The sequence below is a fragment of the Ruegeria sp. HKCCD6604 genome, from assembly GCF_013110635.1.
In the GTDB taxonomy this organism is placed as follows: Bacteria; Pseudomonadota; Alphaproteobacteria; order Rhodobacterales; family Rhodobacteraceae; genus Ruegeria.
Genome location: NZ_WVQW01000002.1, coordinates 346,051 through 368,524 on the forward strand (window position 1 = coordinate 346,051; position 22,474 = coordinate 368,524).

22 protein-coding genes are annotated in these 22,474 nt (G+C 58.9%); 12 read left to right on the forward strand and 10 right to left on the reverse strand.

The window, feature by feature from the left end; all coding sequences use genetic code 11:
• The 4 genes from holA to GS614_RS09785 form a co-directional block, all read right to left on the reverse strand.
• Entirely contained in the window at nt 1-1,029 is a 1,029-nt protein-coding gene (gene holA / locus GS614_RS09770; protein ID WP_152459268.1) for a DNA polymerase III subunit delta, read from the reverse strand.
• Entirely contained in the window at nt 1,026-1,517 is a 492-nt protein-coding gene (gene lptE, locus GS614_RS09775; RefSeq protein ID WP_171726133.1) for an LPS assembly lipoprotein LptE, read from the reverse strand. The genes holA and lptE overlap by 4 nt, the downstream gene beginning before the upstream one ends.
• Entirely contained in the window at nt 1,504-4,041 is a 2,538-nt protein-coding gene (leuS, locus tag GS614_RS09780; protein ID WP_171617274.1) for a leucine--tRNA ligase, read from the reverse strand. Before leuS ends, lptE begins: the two co-directional genes overlap by 14 nt.
• Before the next feature lie 72 nt (nt 4,042-4,113).
• A complete protein-coding gene (locus GS614_RS09785; protein WP_171364501.1) occupies nt 4,114-4,596 on the reverse strand; it encodes a DUF3576 domain-containing protein in 483 nt (160 codons plus the stop codon).
• Nucleotides 4,597-4,882: 286 nt separating this feature from the next.
• Between GS614_RS09785 and GS614_RS09790 the strand changes: the two genes are divergently transcribed.
• Both GS614_RS09790 and GS614_RS09795 read left to right on the forward strand, forming a co-directional pair.
• The gene (locus GS614_RS09790) at nt 4,883-5,932 is read left to right on the forward strand and encodes a porin (protein WP_171230599.1); all 1,050 of its coding nucleotides are present in this window, start codon (nt 4,883-4,885) and stop codon (nt 5,930-5,932) included.
• A 101-nt stretch (nt 5,933-6,033) separates the two neighbouring features.
• The gene (locus tag GS614_RS09795) at nt 6,034-6,693 is read left to right on the forward strand and encodes a YggS family pyridoxal phosphate-dependent enzyme (RefSeq protein WP_170345592.1); all 660 of its coding nucleotides are present in this window, start codon (nt 6,034-6,036) and stop codon (nt 6,691-6,693) included.
• On the opposite strand, the gene GS614_RS09800 is transcribed toward GS614_RS09795, so the two are convergent.
• Nucleotides 6,677-7,177 (reverse strand): L,D-transpeptidase family protein, encoded by a 501-nt coding sequence (locus GS614_RS09800; protein ID WP_171726134.1) that lies wholly within the window; start codon nt 7,175-7,177, stop codon nt 6,677-6,679. The two genes, GS614_RS09795 and GS614_RS09800, sit on opposite strands and share 17 nt — an antisense overlap.
• Nucleotides 7,174-8,265 carry a GTP cyclohydrolase II gene (gene ribA / locus GS614_RS09805; protein WP_171726135.1) on the reverse strand — a complete coding sequence of 364 codons (1,092 nt, stop codon included), beginning with the start codon at nt 8,263-8,265 and terminating at the stop codon, nt 7,174-7,176. The genes GS614_RS09800 and ribA overlap by 4 nt, the downstream gene beginning before the upstream one ends.
• 162 nt (nt 8,266-8,427) lie before the next feature.
• Here ribA and GS614_RS09810 point away from each other — a divergent pair, with 162 nt between their 5' ends.
• Nucleotides 8,428-9,114 (forward strand): response regulator transcription factor, encoded by a 687-nt coding sequence (locus GS614_RS09810; RefSeq protein ID WP_117872957.1) that lies wholly within the window; start codon nt 8,428-8,430, stop codon nt 9,112-9,114.
• Nucleotides 9,115-9,330: 216 nt separating this feature from the next.
• Here the strand turns inward: GS614_RS09810 and GS614_RS09815 are convergent, their stop codons facing one another.
• Nucleotides 9,331-10,149 carry a DUF2189 domain-containing protein gene (locus tag GS614_RS09815; protein WP_171233758.1) on the reverse strand — a complete coding sequence of 273 codons (819 nt, stop codon included), beginning with the start codon at nt 10,147-10,149 and terminating at the stop codon, nt 9,331-9,333.
• Between the two features lie 242 nt (nt 10,150-10,391).
• On the opposite strand from GS614_RS09815, the gene GS614_RS09820 reads away from it, so the two are divergent.
• The 4 genes from GS614_RS09820 (at nt 10,392) to GS614_RS09835 (ending at nt 13,021) form a co-directional block, all read left to right on the forward strand.
• The gene (locus tag GS614_RS09820) at nt 10,392-11,180 is read left to right on the forward strand and encodes an exodeoxyribonuclease III (RefSeq protein ID WP_171119910.1); all 789 of its coding nucleotides are present in this window, start codon (nt 10,392-10,394) and stop codon (nt 11,178-11,180) included.
• 75 nt (nt 11,181-11,255) lie between these two features.
• On the forward strand, nt 11,256-12,170 hold the full coding sequence (trxA, locus tag GS614_RS09825) for a thioredoxin (RefSeq protein ID WP_171726136.1): 915 nt from the start codon (nt 11,256-11,258) through the stop codon (nt 12,168-12,170).
• Nucleotides 12,171-12,197: 27 nt separating this feature from the next.
• On the forward strand, nt 12,198-12,839 hold the full coding sequence (locus GS614_RS09830; protein ID WP_171119908.1) for an LON peptidase substrate-binding domain-containing protein: 642 nt from the start codon (nt 12,198-12,200) through the stop codon (nt 12,837-12,839).
• Nucleotides 12,836-13,021 (forward strand): Trm112 family protein, encoded by a 186-nt coding sequence (locus GS614_RS09835; RefSeq protein ID WP_171119907.1) that lies wholly within the window; start codon nt 12,836-12,838, stop codon nt 13,019-13,021. The genes GS614_RS09830 and GS614_RS09835 overlap by 4 nt, the downstream gene beginning before the upstream one ends.
• Here the strand turns inward: GS614_RS09835 and GS614_RS09840 are convergent.
• Nucleotides 13,018-14,280, reverse strand: a complete 1,263-nt coding sequence (locus GS614_RS09840; protein ID WP_253285327.1) for an FAD-dependent monooxygenase — start codon at nt 14,278-14,280, stop codon at nt 13,018-13,020. The two genes, GS614_RS09835 and GS614_RS09840, sit on opposite strands and share 4 nt — an antisense overlap.
• A gap of 52 nt (nt 14,281-14,332) precedes the next feature.
• On the opposite strand from GS614_RS09840, the gene GS614_RS09845 reads away from it, so the two are divergent.
• From GS614_RS09845 to GS614_RS09860, 4 genes are all read left to right on the forward strand, one after another.
• On the forward strand, nt 14,333-15,661 hold the full coding sequence (locus GS614_RS09845; protein ID WP_171726137.1) for an amidase: 1,329 nt from the start codon (nt 14,333-14,335) through the stop codon (nt 15,659-15,661).
• A 108-nt stretch (nt 15,662-15,769) separates the two neighbouring features.
• Nucleotides 15,770-16,951: an aminotransferase class I/II-fold pyridoxal phosphate-dependent enzyme gene (locus GS614_RS09850; RefSeq protein ID WP_171726138.1), complete on the forward strand. Its 1,182-nt coding sequence runs from the start codon at nt 15,770-15,772 to the stop codon at nt 16,949-16,951.
• A gap of 14 nt (nt 16,952-16,965) precedes the next feature.
• Nucleotides 16,966-19,887 carry a DNA translocase FtsK gene (locus tag GS614_RS09855; RefSeq protein WP_171726139.1) on the forward strand — a complete coding sequence of 974 codons (2,922 nt, stop codon included), beginning with the start codon at nt 16,966-16,968 and terminating at the stop codon, nt 19,885-19,887.
• A gap of 39 nt (nt 19,888-19,926) precedes the next feature.
• Nucleotides 19,927-20,523, forward strand: a complete 597-nt coding sequence (locus GS614_RS09860; RefSeq protein WP_152459252.1) for an outer membrane lipoprotein carrier protein LolA — start codon at nt 19,927-19,929, stop codon at nt 20,521-20,523.
• Nucleotides 20,524-20,537: 14 nt separating this feature from the next.
• Here GS614_RS09860 and GS614_RS09865 read toward each other — a convergent pair whose 3' ends face one another.
• Together GS614_RS09865 and GS614_RS09870 are read right to left on the reverse strand one after the other, a co-directional pair.
• Nucleotides 20,538-21,119 carry a lytic transglycosylase gene (locus GS614_RS09865; RefSeq protein WP_152459251.1) on the reverse strand — a complete coding sequence of 194 codons (582 nt, stop codon included), beginning with the start codon at nt 21,117-21,119 and terminating at the stop codon, nt 20,538-20,540.
• A 52-nt stretch (nt 21,120-21,171) separates the two neighbouring features.
• Complete coding sequence (locus GS614_RS09870; protein ID WP_171726140.1) at nt 21,172-22,062, reverse strand: AEC family transporter; 891 nt, start codon at nt 22,060-22,062, stop codon at nt 21,172-21,174.
• A gap of 80 nt (nt 22,063-22,142) precedes the next feature.
• Here GS614_RS09870 and hspQ point away from each other — a divergent pair, with 80 nt between their 5' ends.
• The gene (gene hspQ / locus GS614_RS09875) at nt 22,143-22,469 is read left to right on the forward strand and encodes a heat shock protein HspQ (protein ID WP_117872061.1); all 327 of its coding nucleotides are present in this window, start codon (nt 22,143-22,145) and stop codon (nt 22,467-22,469) included.
• The last annotated feature ends 5 nt before the right edge of the window (nt 22,470-22,474 follow it).

Sequence of the window (22,474 nt, forward strand, 5' to 3'; positions counted from 1 at the left end):
CTAGCGGGATCGCGCCAACATCGCCAAACGGATCATCGCGCGTTCCACCAGCGCCATTGCGGGGGCTGTCTGCCCCGCAGACCGCAGCGCCAAATCCGTATCGGTTAGAACCGTAAGCGCGGTTTGCAGCTTGGCCGCACCCCAACCTTGTGCCTGCCGCAGGATACGGTCACGCCGTTTGCCGTAAACCGGCGGACGCAGCTTGCCGATGCCCTGCGCAGCACCACCGGGATCAGAAGCGCAGGCATAGAGTGTCCGAAAATGCCGCATCGCTCCGATACACAGAGTCACGCCATTGGTGCCCTGCGCCTGCAATCTCCGGATCAGCGGCCCGATCTCACCGGCGCGGCCTTCGGCAACGACGTTGAGAACATCATCCAGCGCCGCCTCGGTCGAGCGCGGGGCGCAGGCCTCGATATCTTCGATTGTCAAATCAGTGCTGTCACCGCGTTTGTAAAGAGACAGTTTTTCAATCGTTTGGGCGAAATCACCGGGGCTGAGGCTTACTGCCAATTCGCTGATTGCAGACATGACATCTCGGGGCACGTTTTTCATACCCGACTCGGCAAGAACCCGTTCCACTTCGGCGCGTGAGGGCGGGTCGTCATAAATGCCGACGGCATAGGCGGCAGGGTGGCCTTCGAACGCCTTGCGGATTTTCGAACTGGGTTTCAATTGCCCCGCGGTCACGATGATCTGGGCGTCTCCGGGGGCCCAATCTTCGAGCGCGGCCAGAATTGCCGACGCCGCGGTTTCGGTTGCGTCTTCCACGAAAACGGCACGTGGACCGGGAAAGAAGCCGACCGCCTTGACCGCGTCCAGCAGCAGGGCGGGATCACCACGCAGATCGCCACCGGGCATGCGGGTCAGGCGCATTTCTTCTTCGGCTTGGGGGCCAAGCAGAGCGGCCAGCACCTGTTGCCGCTTGAGCGCAACCCGCATCGCATCCGCGCCATAGATAAGCAGCCCGGTCTTGTCCGCGTCCGGCTTGGCAAAATACCCCTCAGCCTCGCGCGGGCTCAGCTTCATGCGGCCAGATCCGGTGTGGCGTAAAGACGGTTCATGATCTGACCCGACAGAATCATCATCAACCGTCTCTTGGCATCGCGCTCATCCGCCAAGGTGGAAACGGTCGATCCTGCGGCAGAATATGACACGAAATCCGCCACCGAGCCCGAGGCGATGATCTGACCGGTTGCGTTGGAGCGCAGCGTGTATTGCGCGCGTCCGTCGATCGTGTAGCGCTGCGTTTCGTTTGTGGTGGTGATTGCTGCGCCACGCGTTACGGTCGAAACTTGAACATCCAGCTTGTAATCGTTCACCGACCCGGCGCTTCGCCCCAGTTGCTGTTCCAGATTTTGGACCAGCAAATAGCTTTCCACGGTGTTGGGCGCCGACACCTCGACGCGGCCATATAAGGCCGAACCCGATCCACCAGGTGCATAGACGGGCTCAAAGCCGCAGGCGGCCAGCGCCAGCGGCATCAGCAAAAACGTTCTGCGATCAAACGACAACATTCACAATCCGGCCTGGAACGACGATCACTTTCTTCGGCGCATTCCCTTCCAGCGCCTTTTGAACAGCTTCGGTGCTGAGCGCAATTTTTTCAACCTCGGCTTTGTCCAGATCCTTGGCCACGCTGATTTCCGCGCGACGCTTGCCGTTGATCTGGATCGGCAAGGTGACGGTGTCATCAACCAGCATCGCCTCGTCGGCGACGGGCCATGGCGCAACGGCAACAAGGCCTTCGCCGCCCTGATGTGCCCAAATATCTTCCGCCAGATGCGGTGTCATCGGCGACATCAGCTGTGCCAGCGTTTTGATGGCCTGCTTTTGGGCCGCAGCACCCGCCTTGGATTTCGCCAGCGTGTTGGTGAAGGCATAAAGCTTGGCGATGGCCGCGTTGAAGCCAAAGCTTTCAACACCCAATGTCACATCGCGGATGGTTTTGTGCATCTCGCGCAGCAGTTCCTCATCGCCTTCACCCGTGGCGTTCGGGTCCATGGCGCCGATCTTGTCGCAGAGATTCCAGACACGGTTGAGATGCTTGTACGCGGCCTCGGCCCCCGCAGCCGTCCATTCCACGTCCCGTTCGGGTGGCGAATCGGACAGCACGAACCAGCGGGCTGTGTCGGCACCGAAGGCCGAGATGATGCTGACCGGGTCGACAACGTTCTTCTTGGACTTTGACATTTTGGCCGATGGGATGATCTCGACCTCTGTGCCGTCAGCCAGTTTTCCGTCCGTGACCTCTTCGGGCAGGTGATAGACCGGACGGCCGTTGGCATCGCGGGTCTGGTAGATCTCGTGCGTCACCATGCCTTGGGTAAACAGCGCGTCGAAGGGTTCGATGGCTTTGTCCGGCAAATGCCCGGTTATGTTCATCGCGCGGGCGAAGAAACGCGAATACAGCAGGTGCAGAATCGCGTGTTCGATCCCGCCGATATACTGGTCTACATTCATCCAGTATTCCGCCTCGGCCAGATCGGTGGGCGTTTCCGCTCGCGGAGCGGTGAATCGGGCGAAATACCATGACGAATCCACGAATGTGTCCATCGTGTCGGTCTCGCGCTTGGCAGGGGCGCCACAGTTTGGGCAGGCGCAGTCGCGCCAGGTCGGGTGGCGGTCCAGCGGGTTGCCCGGTTTGTCGAAGGTGACATCATCGGGCAGGCGAACCGGAAGGTTCTCTTTCTTTTCAGGGACCACACCACAGCTTTCGCAGTGAACGACAGGAATCGGACAACCCCAATAGCGCTGACGGCTCAAGCCCCAGTCTCGCAGGCGATATTTCGTGACCCCTTCGCCCCAACCGGCTTTTTCGGCGAAATCGATGGTGGTGTTGATCGCCTCTTCTCCGGTTGCTTCGGTCAAGCCTGCGAAATGGTTCACCCAGCGGACTTTCTCGGTCTTTGGCGGGACAAAGGCGATCTTGTCGACCGGCGTGTCGTCGTCCAGCGCAAAGAACGTATCGATCACCGGCAGATCGTATTTGCGGCAGAAATCAAGGTCGCGTTGGTCATGGGCCGGGCAGGCGAAGATCGCGCCGGTGCCGTAATCCATCAGGATGAAATTGGCGATCCAGACCGGCAGTTCCCAGTTCGGGTCCAACGGGTGCTTGACGCGGATGCCGGTGTCGAAACCCAGCTTTTCGCCAGTTTCGATGGCCTCTTCCGTGGTGCCGCCCTTGCGGCATTCGGCAACGAATTCAGCGACCTCCGGGTTCTCGGCCTCAAGCTGTTTGGCGATCGGGTGATCGGGCGAGATCCCCACGAAGGATGCGCCCAGCAGCGTGTCGGGGCGCGTCGTGTAGACAGTGATCGGTTCCCCACCATCGGTGCGCTCGAACCCGAATTGCAGGCCGCGCGACTTGCCGATCCAGTTTTCCTGCATCAGTCGAACCTTGGCGGGCCAGTTTTCCAGCGTGTCCAGAGCGTTCAGCAGTTCTTCGGAATAATCCGAGATCTTGAAGAACCACTGCGTCAGCTCGCGCCGCTCAACCAACGCGCCCGAGCGCCAGCCGCGCCCATTTTCCACCTGTTCATTGGCCAGAACGGTCATGTCGACCGGATCCCAGTTGACCACGGCATTCTTGCGATAGACCAGCCCGGCCTCGAGCATGTCGAGGAACAGCGCCTGCTGCTGGCCATAGTATTCCGGATCACATGTGGCGAATTCACGGGACCAGTCGATCGACAGGCCCAGTGGCTTCATCTGGGCGCGCATGTCGGCGATATTGCCGTAAGTCCACTCTTTGGGGTGGCCGCCGATCGCCATGGCAGCGTTTTCCGCCGGCATCCCGAACGCGTCCCAGCCCATGGGGTGCAGAACATTGTGCCCGGTGGCCAGCTTGTGCCGCGCGATGACGTCGCCCATCGTATAGTTGCGCACGTGCCCCATATGGATTCGGCCGGACGGGTAGGGGAACATCTCAAGCACATAGTATTTCGGCTTGTCCGCCTTGTGGTTGGCGGTGAAGATTCCTGCCTTGTCCCAGGCCTCTTGCCATTTTGCTTCGATTTCGGTGGCCGAATAGCGCGACATTTTGCGGTCCTTCGTGAATGAAAACGCCGGGTAGGAACCCGGCGTGGTATTAGTGTGATTTTCGGCGGAGTGCTAGAACTTGTTGTCCGCGATGCGCAGCTGACGCGCGCGGGACAGAATCGCATCCTCTACAGCACGGGTTGTTGCCGCGCTTACCGGGGCGCCGCCGCTGGATTGCAGGGCAACGGACAAAGACCGGGCCGCAAGCGCCGGATCACTGATGTGTACGGTCGCCCTGTATGACCGTCCTCCGCCCGGAGGAGTGCCGTAACCCGTTACGATCACTCCGGTAAACGGATCGACCTCCTGCACAGGCAGGAAATTCAATATGTCCAGAGAAGCTGCCCACAAGTACCGGTTTACATTGGTGGTCTGCTCGGCCGTGCTGCGGTCGAAAATGTCCCACAGCGTCGAACGTTCAGGATCGTTCAACTCGCGTTCATCGGAATTACCGCTGGCGGGATTGGGGGAATATGTCGAAGTGCTTCGATTCTGCCCGCATGCCGCAATAGTGGTGGTCAGCATGATTAATCCCAAAATCGTAGGCAGGCGCATTGTCAGCAGGTCCTGTTTTCACTTGTTGTGCAGTATTCAGGGCATACTCCTAGCCAAGGACCCTCGCTGCAACAAGCCTATTCTTCTGAAATGTAAGCGTGTCAGCCTGATCCGGGCAAAAACGAACTGTGGCATCCTTGCACCAATCTGACCCCAATGACGTGACCGGGTTTATGCCAAGCTTGCGCAATGGGGGCAAAAAGAGCGAAACGGTGTCCGTGCTGAGACATATGCCGAGGCATGTGTCGAGTAGATAACTCTTTTGAATGAAACCGAGGGAAACAAGATGAAAAAAGTTCTCTTCGCATCGACGGCGCTGATCGCGACCGCAGGCGTTGCAGCAGCTGAAGTTAACTTCAGCGGTTACGGCCGTTTTGGTATTGGCTACGTTGAAGACCGTACCGCAACCACAACCGTGAACGGACCTGGCGCAGACGGCCTGATGGGCACAGCCGATGACGTCTCCGCAACTTCGACCGCACAGTCTGACGACGCTATCCTGGTCTCGCGCTTCCGTCTGAACATCGACGGCATCGTAGAAACCGACGGCGGCGTTCGCTTTGAAGGTCGTGTTCGTCTGCAAGCTGACGAAGACGCCAGCACCGGTGAAGCAAACTCGGCCGGCCTTAACGGCGCACGCTTCTCGGTCATCTACGGCGGTCTGCGTGTTGACGCGGGCAACGTCGCAGGTTCGTTTGACAACCTGGCAAACTACTACGGCAACGAAGTTGGTCTGGAACTGTTCGCAGGTCAGTACTCGGGCGTTGACTATAGCTTCCTGGCTTACTCGTCGACCGGTTCGGGCGCGAACGCTGTGTTCTTCCAGTATTCGGTTGGTGACTTCTCGTTTGGTGCATCTTATGACCAAGCGCAGGTTACAACTGTTGCAGCTGGTGGTACCACTTCGACCACCGTTGACGCAGACCGCTGGGACATCAGCGCAACCTACACCTTCAACAACATCACAGCCGCTCTGGCCTATGGTCAGACCGACGGTGGCGCAGGCAGCGATCCGAGCCTGACCGTTCTGACTCTGGGTGGCGAATGGGGTGATTTCTCGGGTACTCTGTTCGTTGCAGACGACAAAACCCGAGTCGCAGCAACTGACGGCACCGCATGGGGTCTGTCGGCTGCCTACAACCTGGGCGCTGCAACCACCCTGCTGTTCACCTACGGTGACGGTAACGCCTCTGCTGACACTCAGCAGGTTGCTATCGGTGCGATCTACGACCTGGGTGGCGGTGCATCGCTGCGCGGTGGTATCGGCCGTGACGATTGTGACAGCTGCGCAAGCGACACAATCCGTGCCGACTTCGGTGCTCAGTTCAACTTCTAAGCTGATCTGAACCGTACAGTTTAAGGGCGGGTCTTCGGACTCGCCCTTTTCTTTTGTGCCGACTTGGTGTTTTTCTGCGCCAAAGACAGATTGAGGGCCGCATGTCGTTGCAAGAAATCACCGCACGTATCGCCAAAGCCGAAGCCAAAGCTCAACGACAGGCCGGTTCGGTCAAATTGATTGCCGTGTCCAAGGTGCAGCCCAACGAACGGGTTCAGGCGGTGCTGGAGCAGGGCCACAGGTGTTTTGGTGAGAATCGCGTACAGGAGGCGGCCAGCAAATGGCCCGCTTTCAAAGAGCAATTCGATGCCGTCGATCTGCATCTCATCGGCCCGTTGCAGACCAACAAAGCCAGGCAGGCGATGGAACTGTGTGATGCGATCCATTCGGTCGATCGCCCCAAACTGGCCAAAACCCTGGCGCGGCTGGCGCAAGAGTTGGGATACTGCCCCGACTTGTTCATTCAGGTCAATACGGGTGAAGAAGCGCAGAAGGCCGGCGTTCTTCCCGCGGACGCGGACGGGTTCATCGCGGAATGCCAGTCTTTGGACCTTCCGGTGCGCGGGTTGATGTGCATCCCGCCGGTCGATGAAGAACCCACACTTCATTTCGCACTTTTGGCCAAGATCGCCGCACGCAACGGGCTTGAGGGGTTGTCGATGGGTATGAGCGGTGATTTCGAGCAGGCCATCGCCTTGGGCGCGACCCATGTCCGCGTCGGGTCGGCCATTTTCGGCGAGCGGGTCAAACCTCTGGGATGATCAGGCGCGTTCCAGGAGAGATTCGCCCTGCAATCCAGTGCAAATGGTCCCGACGGAAGGCGATGCAACCTTCGGTCGGGTAGCCGGGCCTGCGCCACTGGTGCAGAAAAATCGCCGATCCCCTGCCGGGAACCGCATTCGGCCAGTTCCAGTCGGTCAACAGGACCAGATCGTAAAGCGGATCAGCCCGGCGCAGTTTTTCATGACTGAACGCATAAGGGGCGGGCACCATGTGATTGTAGCGGCTGTCCTCGACGTCATCCGACCACAAGTCCCGCGGCCCAATCGGGATCGCCCAGAAGTTGGGGGCGACCAGCCGGTCGGGCCGGTAAAGCATGCCGACGATTCGATGGCATCCGGTAGGTGTCGCACCATCGCCCTCGTGTTTCGTGTTGCTCAATCCGCCTTTGCCAATGGAACACGGAAACGTTCTGCCCAGAAACCGAACGCCGTTCGGGGTCAGAACCAAATCACTTGGGGTCACAGCAAGTGCCCGGATTTCGCGGCTTTCGTGGCCAGGTATCCCCGGTTATGCGCGGTTTCGCCCACTTTCAAAGGAACGCGCTCGGTCACGGCGATACCCGTGCGTTCCATCATCGAGATCTTGGCGGGGTTGTTGGTCAGCAGGCGCACCGAATTGAAACCCAGCGATTTCAGGATATCCGACCCGAGTCGGAAATCGCGCTCATCATCCTCGAAACCCAGCCTGTGGTTTGCTTCTACCGTGTCAAAGCCCTGATCTTGAAGAAAATAGGCGCGCATCTTGTTGGCCAGCCCGATACCACGCCCTTCCTGGTTCAGATACAGAAGAACGCCAGCCCCTTCGGCCCCCATTTGTGCCAGCGCGCCGCGCAGTTGCGGACCGCAGTCGCATTTCAGGCTGCCCATCAGATCGCCCGTGAAACAGGCGGAATGCAACCGGGCCAGAACCGGCTTGTCCCGATCCGGGCGGCCGATTTCGACCGCGTAATGTTCTTCTCCGCCATCTTCGGGGCGAAATACATGCAGGCGACCGGCCTCGGAGACTTCCATCGGAAGACGCGCGGCGACCACCTCATGCAAGGCGCTGCGGTCCGCCAGATGCGGCGCGGCGCGTGTGTGATCAATGCAGGTCAGGCCATGCGAAGCGGCCAAGGCCCGACCGTCTTCGACCGGCACGACGACCGCAGCAGGAAGAATGCGAGCCGACTTGGCCAACGCAATCGCTATGCGGTGCAAATTGGCGTTACCGTGGCGCTCGGTCATAAGCGGCCCTTTCATCGGAGCGTTCAGATCGTCCGAGGGATCGGCAACCGCCTGCACCCATGTGATGTCTGCATCGGCGGGAATCGAAACCCGCGCGAGATCACCGTCATAGGCCCGCGCTTTAAGAGTTTCAGCCCGCCGTCCGGTAATGGCCACCACCGGTTCCCCAAGCTTTTTCAGATCAGCCAGGCGCTGTGGGCTGAGTGTTTCAGCAGAGATCGCCACAACGCTAAAGCCACTGTCATCGGTCAGCACCACAGGAACGCCCATGCGCAGATCGGCCCGGGCCCGGGCAAGAAGTTCGGTGATATCGGGGATGAGGCTCATCTATGTTACCCTATAACGCTCAGCCCTTCTCCTAGCTGTTTCGAAAGGAAATGTGAAACATTTCTGCCAACTCTGACACGAAGGCGTGAAACCGTTGCAGCAAATCTTGTTGATTGCATATTCCGCGCGCAAGTGATGGAAAAGCGTTTGGAGGATCGGGAAATGGCTCAACTCAAGAAAATCCTGTTGGTGGACGATGACGAGGATCTGCGCGAGGCGCTCAGCGAGCAACTTGTCATGACCGAAGACTTTGACGTTTTCGAAGCGTCAGACGGCCAGTCCGCGATGGAGCGCGCACGCGAAGCGATCTATGATCTGGTTATTCTTGATGTGGGTTTGCCGGATACCGACGGGCGGGAACTGTGCCGCCTGATGCGCAAACAGGGCGTCAAAAGCCCGATTCTGATGCTGACCGGTCATGACAGCGATGCCGATACGATCCTGGGCCTGGACGCCGGCGCGAATGACTATGTTTCCAAACCGTTCAAATTTCCGGTATTGCTGGCCCGGATCCGCGCTCAGCTGCGGCAGCACGAACAATCCGAGGACGCAGTATTTGTTCTTGGCCCCTATACGTTTAAGCCGGCGATGAAGATGCTGATCACGGAAGAAGACCGCAAGATCCGTCTGACCGAGAAGGAAACCAACATCCTCAAGTTCCTGTACCGATCAACCGACGGTGTCGTGGCACGGGATGTGCTGTTGCACGAAGTGTGGGGATACAATGCCGGGGTCACGACCCACACGCTGGAAACCCACATCTATCGTCTGCGTCAGAAGATCGAGCCCGATCCGTCCAATGCGCGCCTTTTGGTCACAGAATCGGGTGGATATAGGCTCGTGTCTTAACTGGTTGTGGATTGATGTGGATCAAAGTGATACTCTGCACTCATAATTAGGTTACTCCCAACCCGTGCATGTCCGGGTTATGACATGTACCTCCCTGTTGGACTGCCGGGCCGAATGGCCCGGCTTTTTTTCGCTGCTGAGGGGCGGTTTCCACACAAGGCAGACAGCAGCACTGACCGGTATTCGACCAATGGTGGAGGTGAGTTCTGCCGCGGTTCACCCTTCCGCCGGGGCAACGGCGCGCTGGTAAAGGTGCCACGTGGTGTGGCCTAAGATCGGAAGGGTAAAGATCAGGCCCAGAAACGCCGGAACCAGCGACAGCAGTATGGTGACCGAGATGATCGCCGCCCAGCCGAGCATGACCGCCGGGCTTTCGGATACGACGCGCAATGAGGTCAACATGGCAGAGATGAAGTTGGTGTCCCGGTCTAGCAGCAAGGGCATGGCGACGACGGTCACCGAAAACAGTACGGCTGACAGGAACGCGCCGACACAGGTGCCTACGGCAAGGAAGATCCAACCCTGCGGCGTAAAGAAAACGGTGTTCAAAAACCCGTCGAAGTCCGAGAAGGATGCGTTCTGGAGGATGATCGCCAGCCAAAGCCGGACCTGGTAGATCCACACCCAGAAAATGAAAAGTGTGACAAAGGCCATCCAGCCCAATTCGCGTTTGCGTTGATTGGCCATGACGCTGAGGATTTCAGCCCAGCCAAAGCTTTCGCCTTTCTGCAAGCGGCGCGACATTTCATAAAGCCCGGCGGCGGCGAAAGGCGCGACCAGCGGAAAACCGACAATGGCGGGAATGATCATCCAGATCTGGCCAAGCCAGATCAGAGCCCAAACCAGCAGAATTCCGAATACTGCATAGAACAGACCGAAAAAGCCGCTCAGGACAGGGCGGGCCAGAAAGTCGGAAAACCCGGCTTTCAGCGACGCCCTGATGTCATCCGTCGTGATCTTGTTGACCTGCGGCATGTCCCGCTGCTGAGGCGTCAGATTCTCCGGTGGCGTGGAACCTGCGGTCTCGGATGCCATGACACACTCCTCCCAAAGCATGGTGCCGGGCCGGTCTGTTCGCGAACAGACCCAGCGGTGAAACAGACATTCCTCATTCGCAGACAAGTCTGCATCAGGCGAGATATCAGGGCAAGGGAAAGCATGAATGTGACGCCCGCCTAACTGCCGGCCTGTGGTCCTGGCATCGGGCCGCCTTTTCTCGTGGCAACTGGCGTTGTGCCACGCTAACCTGCGCCAATCGCGACAAAGGAATCCCCGACATGCCTTTCACCCTTGCCACATGGAACATCAATTCTGTTCGCCTGCGCGAGCCTATCGTGCTGAAATTGCTGCAAGAAGAAGCCCCTGATGTATTGTGCCTGCAAGAGTGTAAATCACCGGTTGAGAAAATCCCGACTGAAGGGTTTTCCGAGCTGGGCTACACCCACATGATCGCGCGCGGGCAGAAGGGGTATAACGGCGTCGCCATCCTGTCGCGCCTGCCGATGGAAGAGGTGGGCGACAAGGATTTCGCGGGTCTCGGACATGCCCGCCATATTGCCGGGCGGTTGGAAAATGGTGTCACGATCCACAATTTCTATGTCCCGGCGGGCGGCGACGTGCCGGACCGGGAGGTGAATGAGAAATTCGGCCAGAAGCTCGACTATCTCACTGATATGCGCGATTGGTTCCGTGCGGAAAAGCCGGCTAAATCCATCCTTGTCGGCGACCTGAACATCGCTCCGCGTGAGGATGATGTGTGGTCACACAAACAACTGCTGAAGGTCGTCTCGCACACGCCCATCGAGGTCGAGCATCTGGCCGAGACACAGGAAGCAGGTGGCTGGGTCGATATCACCCGTCAGGACATCCCGGAAGGGCAGCTTTACAGCTGGTGGTCCTATCGCGCCCGGGATTGGGATGCGGCGGACAAGGGGCGCCGGCTGGACCATATCTGGGCCACGGCCGATATCTCGAACGCGGGCCATTCCAGCCGTATTCTGCGAGACGCCCGTGGGTGGGAAAAACCAAGCGATCACGCTCCGGTCTTTGCCAGTTTCGACGTCTGATCCGCAACTCAGCACTTGGTTTCCGCGGCAAGCGGCTGCATATAGGGCGCAAGTTCGAACGAAAGAGTGATTGCCATGGACCTTCTGAACGGCGGAAACGCCCCAGCAACCGATCTGATCAAAGACGGGACCGAGGCCACTTTCATGGCCGATGTGGTGGAAACCTCGCAGGAAACACCTGTGATCGTCGATTTCTGGGCACCTTGGTGTGGCCCGTGCAAAACCCTTGGGCCGATGCTGGAAGAGGCTGTGACAGCCGCGAAAGGCGCGGTGAAGATGGTCAAGATCAATGTGGATGAGGCACAGACAATTGCCGCGCAAATGCGCATCCAGTCGATCCCGACCGTCTATGCCTTTTTCAAGGGCCAGCCTGTGGACGGGTTTCAAGGCGCGTTGCCGGGATCCGAGATCAAGGCTTTCGTCGACCGTGTGATCGAAGCCGCAGGGGGGGAAAGCCCGGGGGGCCAACTGGATGATGCCGTGCAGGCTGCTGAGGAAATGCTTGCCGAAGGCGCGGCTGCGGACGCGGCTCAGACCTTTGCCGCAATTCTCGGTGAAGATCCGAACCACGCCGCGGCGTACGGTGGGCTGGTGCGGGCGCATATCGCCACCTGTGATCTGGAGCAGGCAGAAGCGATCCTGAACGGCGCTCCGGCCGAGATCTCCACATCGGCCGAGCTGGAGGCCGCACATGCGCAGCTGGAGCTTGCAAAGCAGGCAGCAGATGCCGGCCCCGTCGCCGAGCTGACGGCGGCTGTCGAGGCGGATCCGGACAACCATCAAGCCCGCTTTGATCTGGCGCAGGCGCTGCATGCGAACGGCAATGTGGAAGAAGCCGTGGCACAATTGCTGGAACTGTTCCGCCGGGATCGTGAATGGAATGAAGGCGCAGCCAAGACACAGCTTTTCACCATCTTCGATGCGCTCAAGTCCAATGACCCGATTGTTCTGAACGGACGTCGCAAACTCAGTTCGATGATATTTGCCTAATCTCTCATCAGAGCTAGACTCGGATACATGATGCATCCCGCCGACCTGCCGGAAACGGTATCAGTTTTTCCCTTGCCCGGGGCGCTGCTGCTCCCGCGTTCGCGCTTGCCGCTTCACATATTCGAGCCGCGCTATCTTCAGATGCTGGACGACGCGTTGAAAACCAAGGAACGGTTGATCGCAATGGTTCAGCCGAATCCTTCGGTCAATGACGACGACAAGCTGCACCGTATTGGATGCGCAGGGCGGGTGACGCAGTTTTCGGAAACCGAAGATGGCCGGTACCTGATCACGTTGACCGGCATATCCCGGTTCAGGGTCATGTCAGAGCTGGATTCGTTCACGCCCTACCGGAGGTGCGCGGTCTCGTGGGACGGGTTCGACCGTGATCTGGGAAAGGCCGAGAAAGACAACGGGTTTGACCGCAACGCGTTCCTGACACTGTTGGAGCGTTTCTTTTCATCCCGTCAATTGTCCACCGACTGGGATTCGCTCAAGGACGCAGAGGATGAGCTTTTGGTGAATTCCCTGTCGATGCTTCTGGATTTCGACCCCGAGGACAAACAGGCCCTGCTGGAAGCCCCCTGCCTGCGCACCCGGCGCGAAACGTTGGTGACGCTGATTGAATTCGCCTTGCGCGGCGGATCAAACGAGGAAAAACTGCAATGACCGATCCTGAACACGCCTTTGATCGCCACATGCTCGAGGCGATGATCTGCCCTCAGACGCATACGACCCTGCACTATGACGCCGAAAAGCGAGAGCTTGTTTCAAAAGCGGCGGGTTTGGCTTTTCCCATCCGCAACGGCATTCCGGTCATGCTGGTCGATGAGGCCCGGCAGCTGGATTAAATCGGGCGCCCTTGCAACAGCTTGGGCAGATCCCCGGTCAGCCCGGCCGCTTCGCGAACGAAACCGCGACGGAGGCCGGGCAAAGCGCCGACAACCCCCATGCCAATGTCACGCCCAAGCCGCAGCAGCGGGTTGTCGTTGGAAAACAGCTTGTTGAAGATATCCGTCGCCATCGCCAGCGAGGCCGTGTCGAAACGGCGCCATTCCTGATAGCGCTCCAGTACCATCAACGAGCCGATATCCTCGCCGCGCCGTCCCGCCAAAGTCAGAACCTCAGCCAGAGCGCCGACATCGCGCAGGCCAGCGTTCAGGCCCTGACCGGCAATGGGGTGCATTCCGTGCGCGGCATCCCCGACTAGCGCCATGCGATCATTGATGAAGGAATTGGCGATGGTCAGGTTCAGCGGATAAGTGAAACGATCACCCGCCAGACTGATTTCACCAAGAAAATCGCCAAATCGCGGGCGTAGCACTTGCACGTAGTCATCCTCGGGCAGGGCGTTGATGTGCTGTGCGGTGTCGGTGCGTTCGCTCCAGACGATGGAACTGCGATTGCCAGTCAACGGCAGAATCGCCAGCGGACCGGGTGGCATGAAAAACTGATGCGCAATGCCATTATGCGGCAGCTCATGTTCGATGGCGCAGACCAATGCCGTCTGGCCGTAATCCCAACCGGTGCGTTTGATGCCGGCCCGCGACGCGGTTCCGCTGCGGCGACCGTCACAGCCAACCAGCAGGCTGCCGCCCAGGGTTGTGCCGTCATCCAACGTCACGGTCACGCTGGCCGCGTCGGCCTGTTGCGAAACGACGGATTTGCCGCTTACCTGGGTGATGCGCGGTTCTTCGGCCATCGCGTCCAGAAAAGCACGGCGCAGGTGGCGATCCTCGACCATATATCCCATCGGGCCTTCTTCGATTTCGGCATGGTCGAAATGCATGAAAAAAGGCGATGGCCCCGTTCCGGCATGTCCATCTGTGACCTTGATTTCCAGCATCGGTTGGGCGTGCTGCGCGACGCGGTCCCAAATGCCGATGGCATCCAACAAACGCTGTGAGGCCAGAGCCAGCGCATAGGCGCGCCCGTCGAATGCCGCGTTTCTGCGCACCTTTTCGACCAACGCATCGATCACCGTGACCGAATGACCGGTTTGTGCCAGTGCCAGCGCCAAAGCCGGGCCGTTCAACCCGCCGCCCACGATCAGAATGTCAGAAGCCTGTGTCATGCCCTGCAATATGCGCGCCCTTTCGGGATTGTCCATGTGCAGTCCTGTCGCTACCGTCACCCAAAGACGAAAAACCGGGAGGGATGAGATGCAGGATTGGTTGACAATGACCGCGTGTGATTTGGGCCGTGGCATTGGCATGGGTCAGATCGATCCGGTCGAACTGACGGAAACCTACCTGTCCGCTATTGACGCTCATCCGCATCGGGACCGCATCTATGCCCGCATTACCCATGACCGCGCCCGGGCTGAGGCTGAAGCCGCTCGGCAACGCGCGCAACTGGGCCTGCGCCGGTCGCTGCTGGATGGCGTCCCGATCAGTTGGAAAGACCTGTTCGACACCGCCGGCACCGTGACCGAGGCGGGTTCGGCTCTGCTGAAGGATCGCGTGCCGGATGCGGATGCGCTGGTGCTGCGCAATGCCACTCAGATGGGCACCGTTTGCCTGGGTAAAACACATATGAGCGAGTTGGCCTTTTCCGGCCTTGGGTTGAATCCGATCACCGAAACCCCGCCCTGCATTCATGACGAGGCGGCAGTGCCCGGGGGGTCGTCTTCGGGGGCTGCGGCCTCGGTCGCGTGGGGGTTGGCGGCGTGTGGCATCGGCTCGGACACGGGTGGTTCGGTGCGTATCCCGGCGGCTTGGAATGATCTGGTGGGGCTGAAAACCACTGCGGGGCGGCTCAGCCTGGAGGGTGTGGTGCCGCTGTGCCTGCGTTTCGACACGGTTGGACCTGTGGCGCGTTCGGTCGAGGACGCGGCGCATGTGCTGGCTCTGCTCGAGGGGGGAACACCTGCTGATCTGCGTGGCGCTTCGCTGAAAGGACGCCGTTTTGCCGAATTGCAGAACATTGCCAAGGACGACCTGCGCGACACACCGCGCAAGGCATATGACGAAGCCGTTGCCCAACTTGCCGACGCGGGGGCCGAGATCGTGCCGTTGGAAGTTCCCGAGTTGAACGAGGCCATGACGTTGACCAGCATCGTATACACGACCGAGGCCTATGGGCTGTGGCGCGATGTCATCGAAGCCAAGCCCGAGGCAATGTATCCCGAGATTCTCGAACGCTTCCGCATTGGCATGGGCTATTCGGGCCCCGACTATGTGGCGGCCTGGGCCAAACTCAAGGCATGCCGCAGCGCCTGGGACGTGGCGACCGCCGGGTTTGATGCGGTTCTGGCGCCGACAGCGCCGATTTTGCCGCCCAATCTGGAGCGCTTGCTCAGCGATCACGACTATTACGTAACCGAGAATCTTCTGGCCTTGCGGAACACGCGGATTGGCAATCTGATGGGGCTGGCGGCGCTGAGCCTGCCCACCGGAACGCCCGGCTGCGGGTTGATGATGCTGGGCTATCCCGGCTCGGAAGAGGCGTTGTTGCGGCTGGGTTCGGCAGCGGAAACGGTGCTGGCCTGAATGCCACAATCCCCTGATTCGGAACCTCTTTGTCTGGACGAAGAGGCACACGGACTGTAATCTGCCAAAAAAACGGGGCGCCAATGACCCCGATATTGAGGCAGTACCATGGTTTTCCCCGAGCGGTTTTCGAACCTACCGGCTTATGCATTCCCGCGTCTGCGCGCCCTGTTGAATCACCATCAGCCGGGCGGTGATGTCGTTCACATGACCATTGGTGCACCGACACATGATTTTCCGGCTTGGGTGACGGATGTCATCATGGAAAACGCCGCCGGGTTCCAGGGATATCCCCCGAACGAAGGGTCGGATGACCTGCGCACGGCGATTACGGATTGGATCAAGCGGCGATATGGGGTTCAGATGGACCCTGATGCCAACGTGATGGCGCTGAACGGCACGCGCGAGGGGCTATACAACGCCGCCATGGCTTTGTGCCCGGAACAGAAGAACGGTCAGCAGCCGATCATCCTGTGCCCGAACCCGTTTTATCAGGTCTACATGGTCGCCTCGCTGTCGGTGGGCGCGCAGCCTTGTTTTGTGCCCGCCACCGCCGCGACGGGCCATCTGCCGGACTATGCCGGCCTGCCTGCGGACGTGCTGAACCGCACCGCCGTGGCCTATATCTGTTCACCCGCCAATCCGCAGGGGGCCGTTGCCTCGCGCGAGTATTGGGCCGACCTGATCCGCCTGGCCGAGCGGTACGATTTCCGTATTTTTGCGGATGAGTGTTACTCCGAGATTTACCGTGAAGAAGCCCCGACAGGTGTTCTGACTGTCGCGCAGGAGCTGGGCGCTGATCCTGAACGGATCACGCTGTTCAACTCACTTTCCAAACGTTCGAATCTGGCCGGTTTGCGGTCGGGGCTTATCGCCGGTGGCCCAAAGACGATCAAACAGGTAAAGCAGTTGCGCACCTATGCCGGGTCGCCTCTGCCTCTGCCCTTGCAAGCTGCCGCGGCAAAGGTTTGGGCGGATGAGGAACACGTTCGCGAAAACCGCGCGCTGTATCAGGAAAAGTACGCCATTGCGGATGAGGTATTCGCAGGCGTGCAGGGCTATATGGCGCCCGAGGCCGGTTTCTTTCTGTGGCTGCCGGTCGAGAATGGTGAAGACACCGCATTGAAAGTCTGGACGGAAACCGGTGTCCGGGTCCTGCCGGGCGCATATCTTTCACAAGGCGATCCGGGAAAGAACCCGGGCGAAGGATTTATTCGGGCTGCATTGGTGGCCCCAAAAACAGAGTTGCAGCGTGGTCTGATCACACTCCGCGACTGCATCTATTCGTGAGGTACGAGGGCAAAATGGCATCATATAACGCGCGCAACCGCGATCCATTGCTGGACAGCACAACGCAGGCAGCCCTTGAGCGACGCAGCAAGGAGTTGATTGGCATCGCCCTGATCCTGTTGGGTTTGGCTGCGGCCGCGATGATCTGGTCCTACACGCCCGATGATCCAAACTGGATGGTGTCCACCGACGCGCCGGTGCAAAACTGGATGGGGCGGATTGGGGCCTCGATCGCCGCACCCTTGTTCATGATCGTCGGCTGGGGAAGCTGGGGCATCGCATTGGTTCTGATCGGTTGGGGTTTTCGGTTTGCGGGCCATTTCGGGGAAGATCGCGCCATTGCGCGTCTGATTTTTGCGCCGATCTGGATCGCCGTCGTCTCGGTGTATGCCGCAACCCTCGTTCCTGATGCAGACTGGCGCGCGACCCACAGCTATGGTCTGGGCGGTTTGTTCGGCGATACGGTCATGGGCGCGTTGTTGACGCTGTTGCCGATTTCGTCACATTTTCTGGTGAAGCTGATGTCGCTGGCCATGGCGGTCGGGATGATTGCGCTGGGTATTTTTGTGCTGGGTTTCACCAAAACCGATGTCAAGCGGGGTTTCCGGGCCTTCTTGCTGGGGCTTGTGATGGCATATGATATGCTGATGACCCTGATGGGCCGTGGTGCAGCCTCGGCTGCGCAGGCGGCACGAGATCGTCGCGCGCAATGGGAAGAGCGCAAACTTGCGCGAACCGCAGGGGCCGAGGCCGTGTTCGAGGATGATCTGGCTTATACCGATCCAATCTTTGAAGAACCTGAACCGGAAAGTCCCGAACCTCCGGTCAAGTCCGGTCTGTTGGCGCGTATGCCGTCACTCATCAGGCGCCCCGATCCCATGCCCGAGCCAGAGCTGGTCGATCCGGAACCAATCGCGGGTTTCGACGAAATGCCGGGTGAAGATCGCATCCGTTCGAAAATCTCGGCCGCTGTGCGCAATCGAAAAGTGGCCACCGGTGAGTTGACACCCGAACCCGACCCGAACCTTCCGCTGACCAAGGGCCGTGGCCGTCGCCCGGGCCCGCTGATCCTGAACGCAAGCCAGCCGGATGGCCTGCCAATGGAACCGCCGGTGACAGCAGCAGGACTGCCGCCCGAGCCGCCCGTAACAGCGGGTGACATGCCAGACTGGCAAGAATCCACGCCGTTTGAAAATGCGCCCGAACCCATGCGGAACCACTATGCACCCGAGCCGGATCTGGAGGACGAGGTATTCGAGGATGTCGAAGAAGCTGTTTTGCAACGACGGCCGGCGATGAAAATCCCGGTAGCCGAACCGCGCAAGCCCGTGGTCGCGCAACCGGTACGCCGCACACCGCAACCGTCTCGCCGCGCACAGGCCGAGGCACAGCCTGCACTATCCTTTGAAGAGCGGCACTCGGACTTCGAATTGCCACCCCTGGGCCTTTTGTCGAATCCGGCCAGCATTCAGCGCCACCATCTGAGTGATGAAGCCTTGGAAGAAAACGCGCGGATGTTGGAAAACGTGCTGGATGATTACGGCGTGAAGGGTGAGATCGTCAGCGTTCGCCCCGGCCCGGTCGTCACCATGTACGAACTGGAGCCCGCTCCGGGGCTGAAGGCAAGCCGCGTGATCGGCCTGGCCGATGACATCGCGCGTTCGATGTCGGCACTGTCAGCGCGGGTTTCGACCCTTCCGGGCCGTTCGGTGATCGGCATCGAACTGCCGAACGAAAACCGCGAAATGGTGGTTCTGCGCGAAATCCTGGCCAGCCGCGATTTTGGCGATGGCAACCAGGCACTGCCGTTGGCCTTGGGCAAGGATATCGGCGGCGAGTCCGTCGTGGCAAACCTCGCCAAGATGCCTCACCTACTGATTGCTGGTACAACCGGTTCCGGTAAGTCGGTGGCGATCAACACCATGATCCTGTCGCTGCTGTACAAGCTGACGCCGGATGAATGCCGCCTGATCATGATCGACCCGAAGATGCTGGAACTGTCGGTCTATGACGGCATCCCGCATCTGCTCTCACCGGTTGTGACCGACCCGAAAAAAGCGGTGGTCGCCCTGAAATGGGTCGTGGGTGAGATGGAAGATCGCTATCGCAAGATGTCCAAAATGGGTGTCCGCAACATCGCGGGCTATAACGGCCGGGTGAAGGATGCGCTGGCCAAAGGCGAGATGTTCAGCCGCACGGTGCAAACCGGGTTTGACGATGAAACCGGCGAACCCACATTCGAGACGGAAGAATTCGCGCCCGAAGCGATGCCCTATATCGTCGTCATCGTCGATGAGATGGCCGACCTGATGATGGTGGCGGGAAAGGAAATCGAAGCCTGCATCCAGCGTTTGGCGCAGATGGCGCGGGCCTCGGGCATTCACCTGATCATGGCCACACAGCGCCCTTCGGTCGACGTGATCACCGGTACGATCAAGGCGAACTTCCCAACGCGGATTTCCTTCCAGGTGACGTCGAAAGTCGACAGCCGCACCATTCTGGGTGAAATGGGGGCCGAACAGCTGCTGGGGCAGGGCGACATGCTTTACATGGCTGGGGGTGCCAAGATTACCCGCTGCCACGGACCCTTTGTCTCAGATGAAGAGGTCGAGGAAGTCGTCAACCACCTGAAACAGTTCGGTCCGCCGGACTACATTGGCGGTGTCGTCGACGGTCCGGCCGAGGAAAAGGCTGACAATATCGATGCCGTTTTGGGCCTGAACACAGGCGGCAATACGAACGGAGAGGACGCGTTGTACGATCAGGCGGTGGCAATCGTGATCAAGGATCGCAAATGCTCGACCTCGTATATCCAGCGGAAACTTGCCATCGGCTATAACAAGGCGGCGCGCTTGGTTGAGCAAATGGAAGACGAAGGTGTTGTTTCGTCAGCAAATCATGTCGGGAAACGCGAAATCCTCGTCCCCGAGCAATAGGATATTTAATAACAAGGGCAGAAGACCTATCTGTACGGCATGAAACAGATTGCTTTTGCCCTTGCTTTGACACTGGCCGCACCCGCCGCATGGGCGGCGGAGAAGCTGCCGCTCTCGCAGATTTCCAATTACCTGAACGGGTTGAAGACGGTTCAGACGACATTCACCCAGGTGAATGACGATGGCTCGCTGAGCACCGGCAAGCTGTGGATGCAGCGCCCCGGCAAGATGCGGTTTGAATATGACCCGCCCAACAGTGCCGTGGTGCTGGCAAGATCCGGAAGCGTTCAGATCTTTGATCCGAAATCGAACCAGCCGCCCGAGCAATACCCGCTTAAGCGCACGCCGCTGTCCATCGTGCTGGCGCGCAACGTGAACCTGAGCCAGGCGAATATGGTTGTAGGTCACAGCTTTGACGGCACGGCCACCGTCGTCACCGCGCAGGATCCCAAGAACCCCGAAGCGGGCCGGATCGAACTGATGTTCACGGACAATCCGGTCGAGCTGCGCAAGTGGGTGATTCACGACAATGCGGGCAGCCAGACAACGGTATTGCTGGGCGCCATGAATGAAGGCGGTCGCCTTGATCAGAAGCTGTTCTCGGACAAAAAGAGAAGCGGGTCAGGCAATCGCTGACCCGCTTGTATGTGTCAATACCGGCAGTTTGCCAACTGTGCCTGATATAGTTGTGCGCGTGCGTCCACGTCATTGGCAACGTTCAACAACCAGGATTTGCTGTTGTAGCTGCCACGGGCGTACCCTGTGTGACCTTCGTGATAGGCCAGGTATTGATTGCGCGTATCTGCCGGGTGGATACCGTTTCGCTCGTAGCTTTTGTTCATGTACCAGCCGATAAAATCCGAGGCGTCGCGGATGCGATCGCGCTTGGCCCGGCGTTTTCCTGTTTCACGCTGGTACTGTTCCCATGTGCCGTCCAGTGCCTGACCATAGCCGTAAGCGCTGCTTTGACGACCCATCGGGATGACGCCCAATACGTATCTATGCGGAGTGCGCGCATCGTGCCGATAGCGGCTTTCCTGATAGATGGTCGCCATCTGAACGTGAACCGGTACGCCCCATTTGCGCTCGGTGTTCTTGAAGGCTTTGATATAGTCGGGTTTTTCACGCGCAATACTGCACGCATCGTTTAATCTGCTGGGCGGCTGTTTAGAGCCGCCCCCACAGGATGCCAGAAGCAGCACCCCTAGGAGTACGAAAAGAATTCTGCTCATGTGCCTCGTGCCTTTTTTTGTGTATTCTAGCGCAGATTGAGCGCTGAGGAAATCACAATCGCCATAAAATGATAGCCAGAACAGCCGGTAACGCCGCTACGGAAAGCACTGTGGACACCATGACCATGCCGGCGACGGCATCGGAATCGGCCCCGAACCGTTCGGCCAACAGGTAAGAGGTTACGGCAACCGGCGTACAGATTTGAAGAACCAGAACGCCAAATGCGATCGTACCCAAATCAAACCATCCTCCGATTCCCCATCCAAGCGCAAAGCACACCGCCAGTTTCAGCGCTGACAGCCACAGCGCCCGCCCCAGGCTGTGCGAGGTCAGGCGGGCGATTGCCACACCCAACGTGACCAACATCAGCGGGACGGCCATTTGCCCCAAAAGCTCCAGCGTGTTGGTCAGAAATGTCGGCGTCTGCCATCCTTGCCACAAAAACACTGCGCCAAGGATCGTCGCCCAGGCCATTGGTTGGCGCGCAACCTGTCCCCACGCACCTTTCCCGGCGACCAGATAAATCCCGTAAGTGAAAGAAAACAATGCGGTAACTGACAGAAAGACAACAGCATATCCCAGACCAATCTGACCAAAGGCAAAGATACACAGCGGCAGGCCCAGATTTCCGGTATTGCCGAAGATCAAAGGCGACAGATATGTTCGCGGGTCCAGTCTCAGCCCTCGAACGATCAACCAGAACACAACCACCAGCAGCAGATTTGCGACCAGCGTCGCCATCGTGAAGCGCGACAGATCACTGCCCGGGATTTCGGTTTGCATCAGGGCAACAAAGATCAGACTGGGCATTGCCAGCATCGTTGCAAAGCGCGTGACGAATTGCAGGCGGTATTCGAAACCCAGCTTAACCCATGTAAAACCAACAGCCGCCAACAGAAAAACCGGCGCCACGATTTCGAACACTGTCAGTATAAGGTTCACAGACTGTTTCCCTGATTTTCACATCAATGATTGGCTTTTCCGCCCGGAAACGGGTAAAAAAAGCGTTGGGGGCTGATACAATGCTAAAGACACGTGCAAAATACGGCTTGGGCCAGGTGGTTCGTCACAAGAAACACCCTTTTCGAGGGGTGATTTTTGACGTGGATCCCGAGTTTTCGAATACCGAAGAATGGTATCAGGCAATTCCGGAAGACAGCCGCCCAAGGAAAGAGCAACCGTTCTACCATCTGCTGGCCGAGAACGACCAATCCTTCTATGTTGCTTATGTTTCAGAACAAAATCTGGTTGCAGACTATTCAGGCGAACCGGTCGAGCACCCGGATATTCCCAATATGTTCGGACCGTTCGAAGATGGTTCATACCCCCTGCATTTCCACCTGAACTAGCAGAG

Excerpts from the sequence above, each read along its gene's own strand:
- hspQ (WP_117872061.1), top strand. The coding sequence starts at position 22,143 with ATGCTAAAGACACGTGCAAAATACGGCTTGGGCCAGGTGGTTCGTCAC.
- GS614_RS09790 (WP_171230599.1), top strand. The coding sequence starts at position 4,883 with ATGAAAAAAGTTCTCTTCGCATCGACGGCGCTGATCGCGACCGCAGGC.
- GS614_RS09810 (WP_117872957.1), top strand. The coding sequence starts at position 8,428 with ATGGCTCAACTCAAGAAAATCCTGTTGGTGGACGATGACGAGGATCTG.
- GS614_RS09855 (WP_171726139.1), top strand. The coding sequence starts at position 16,966 with ATGGCATCATATAACGCGCGCAACCGCGATCCATTGCTGGACAGCACA.
- GS614_RS09845 (WP_171726137.1), top strand. The coding sequence starts at position 14,333 with ATGCAGGATTGGTTGACAATGACCGCGTGTGATTTGGGCCGTGGCATT.
- GS614_RS09840 (WP_253285327.1), bottom strand. The coding sequence starts at position 14,280 with ATGGACAATCCCGAAAGGGCGCGCATATTGCAGGGCATGACACAGGCT.
- GS614_RS09785 (WP_171364501.1), bottom strand. The coding sequence starts at position 4,596 with ATGCGCCTGCCTACGATTTTGGGATTAATCATGCTGACCACCACTATT.
- ribA (WP_171726135.1), bottom strand. The coding sequence starts at position 8,265 with ATGAGCCTCATCCCCGATATCACCGAACTTCTTGCCCGGGCCCGGGCC.
- GS614_RS09850 (WP_171726138.1), top strand. The coding sequence starts at position 15,770 with ATGGTTTTCCCCGAGCGGTTTTCGAACCTACCGGCTTATGCATTCCCG.
- GS614_RS09815 (WP_171233758.1), bottom strand. The coding sequence starts at position 10,149 with ATGGCATCCGAGACCGCAGGTTCCACGCCACCGGAGAATCTGACGCCT.
- GS614_RS09830 (WP_171119908.1), top strand. The coding sequence starts at position 12,198 with ATGATGCATCCCGCCGACCTGCCGGAAACGGTATCAGTTTTTCCCTTG.
- leuS (WP_171617274.1), bottom strand. The coding sequence starts at position 4,041 with ATGTCGCGCTATTCGGCCACCGAAATCGAAGCAAAATGGCAAGAGGCC.
- lptE (WP_171726133.1), bottom strand. The coding sequence starts at position 1,517 with ATGTTGTCGTTTGATCGCAGAACGTTTTTGCTGATGCCGCTGGCGCTG.
- GS614_RS09835 (WP_171119907.1), top strand. The coding sequence starts at position 12,836 with ATGACCGATCCTGAACACGCCTTTGATCGCCACATGCTCGAGGCGATG.
- GS614_RS09865 (WP_152459251.1), bottom strand. The coding sequence starts at position 21,119 with ATGAGCAGAATTCTTTTCGTACTCCTAGGGGTGCTGCTTCTGGCATCC.
- GS614_RS09820 (WP_171119910.1), top strand. The coding sequence starts at position 10,392 with ATGCCTTTCACCCTTGCCACATGGAACATCAATTCTGTTCGCCTGCGC.
- trxA (WP_171726136.1), top strand. The coding sequence starts at position 11,256 with ATGGACCTTCTGAACGGCGGAAACGCCCCAGCAACCGATCTGATCAAA.
- GS614_RS09795 (WP_170345592.1), top strand. The coding sequence starts at position 6,034 with ATGTCGTTGCAAGAAATCACCGCACGTATCGCCAAAGCCGAAGCCAAA.
- GS614_RS09860 (WP_152459252.1), top strand. The coding sequence starts at position 19,927 with ATGAAACAGATTGCTTTTGCCCTTGCTTTGACACTGGCCGCACCCGCC.
- holA (WP_152459268.1), bottom strand. The coding sequence starts at position 1,029 with ATGAAGCTGAGCCCGCGCGAGGCTGAGGGGTATTTTGCCAAGCCGGAC.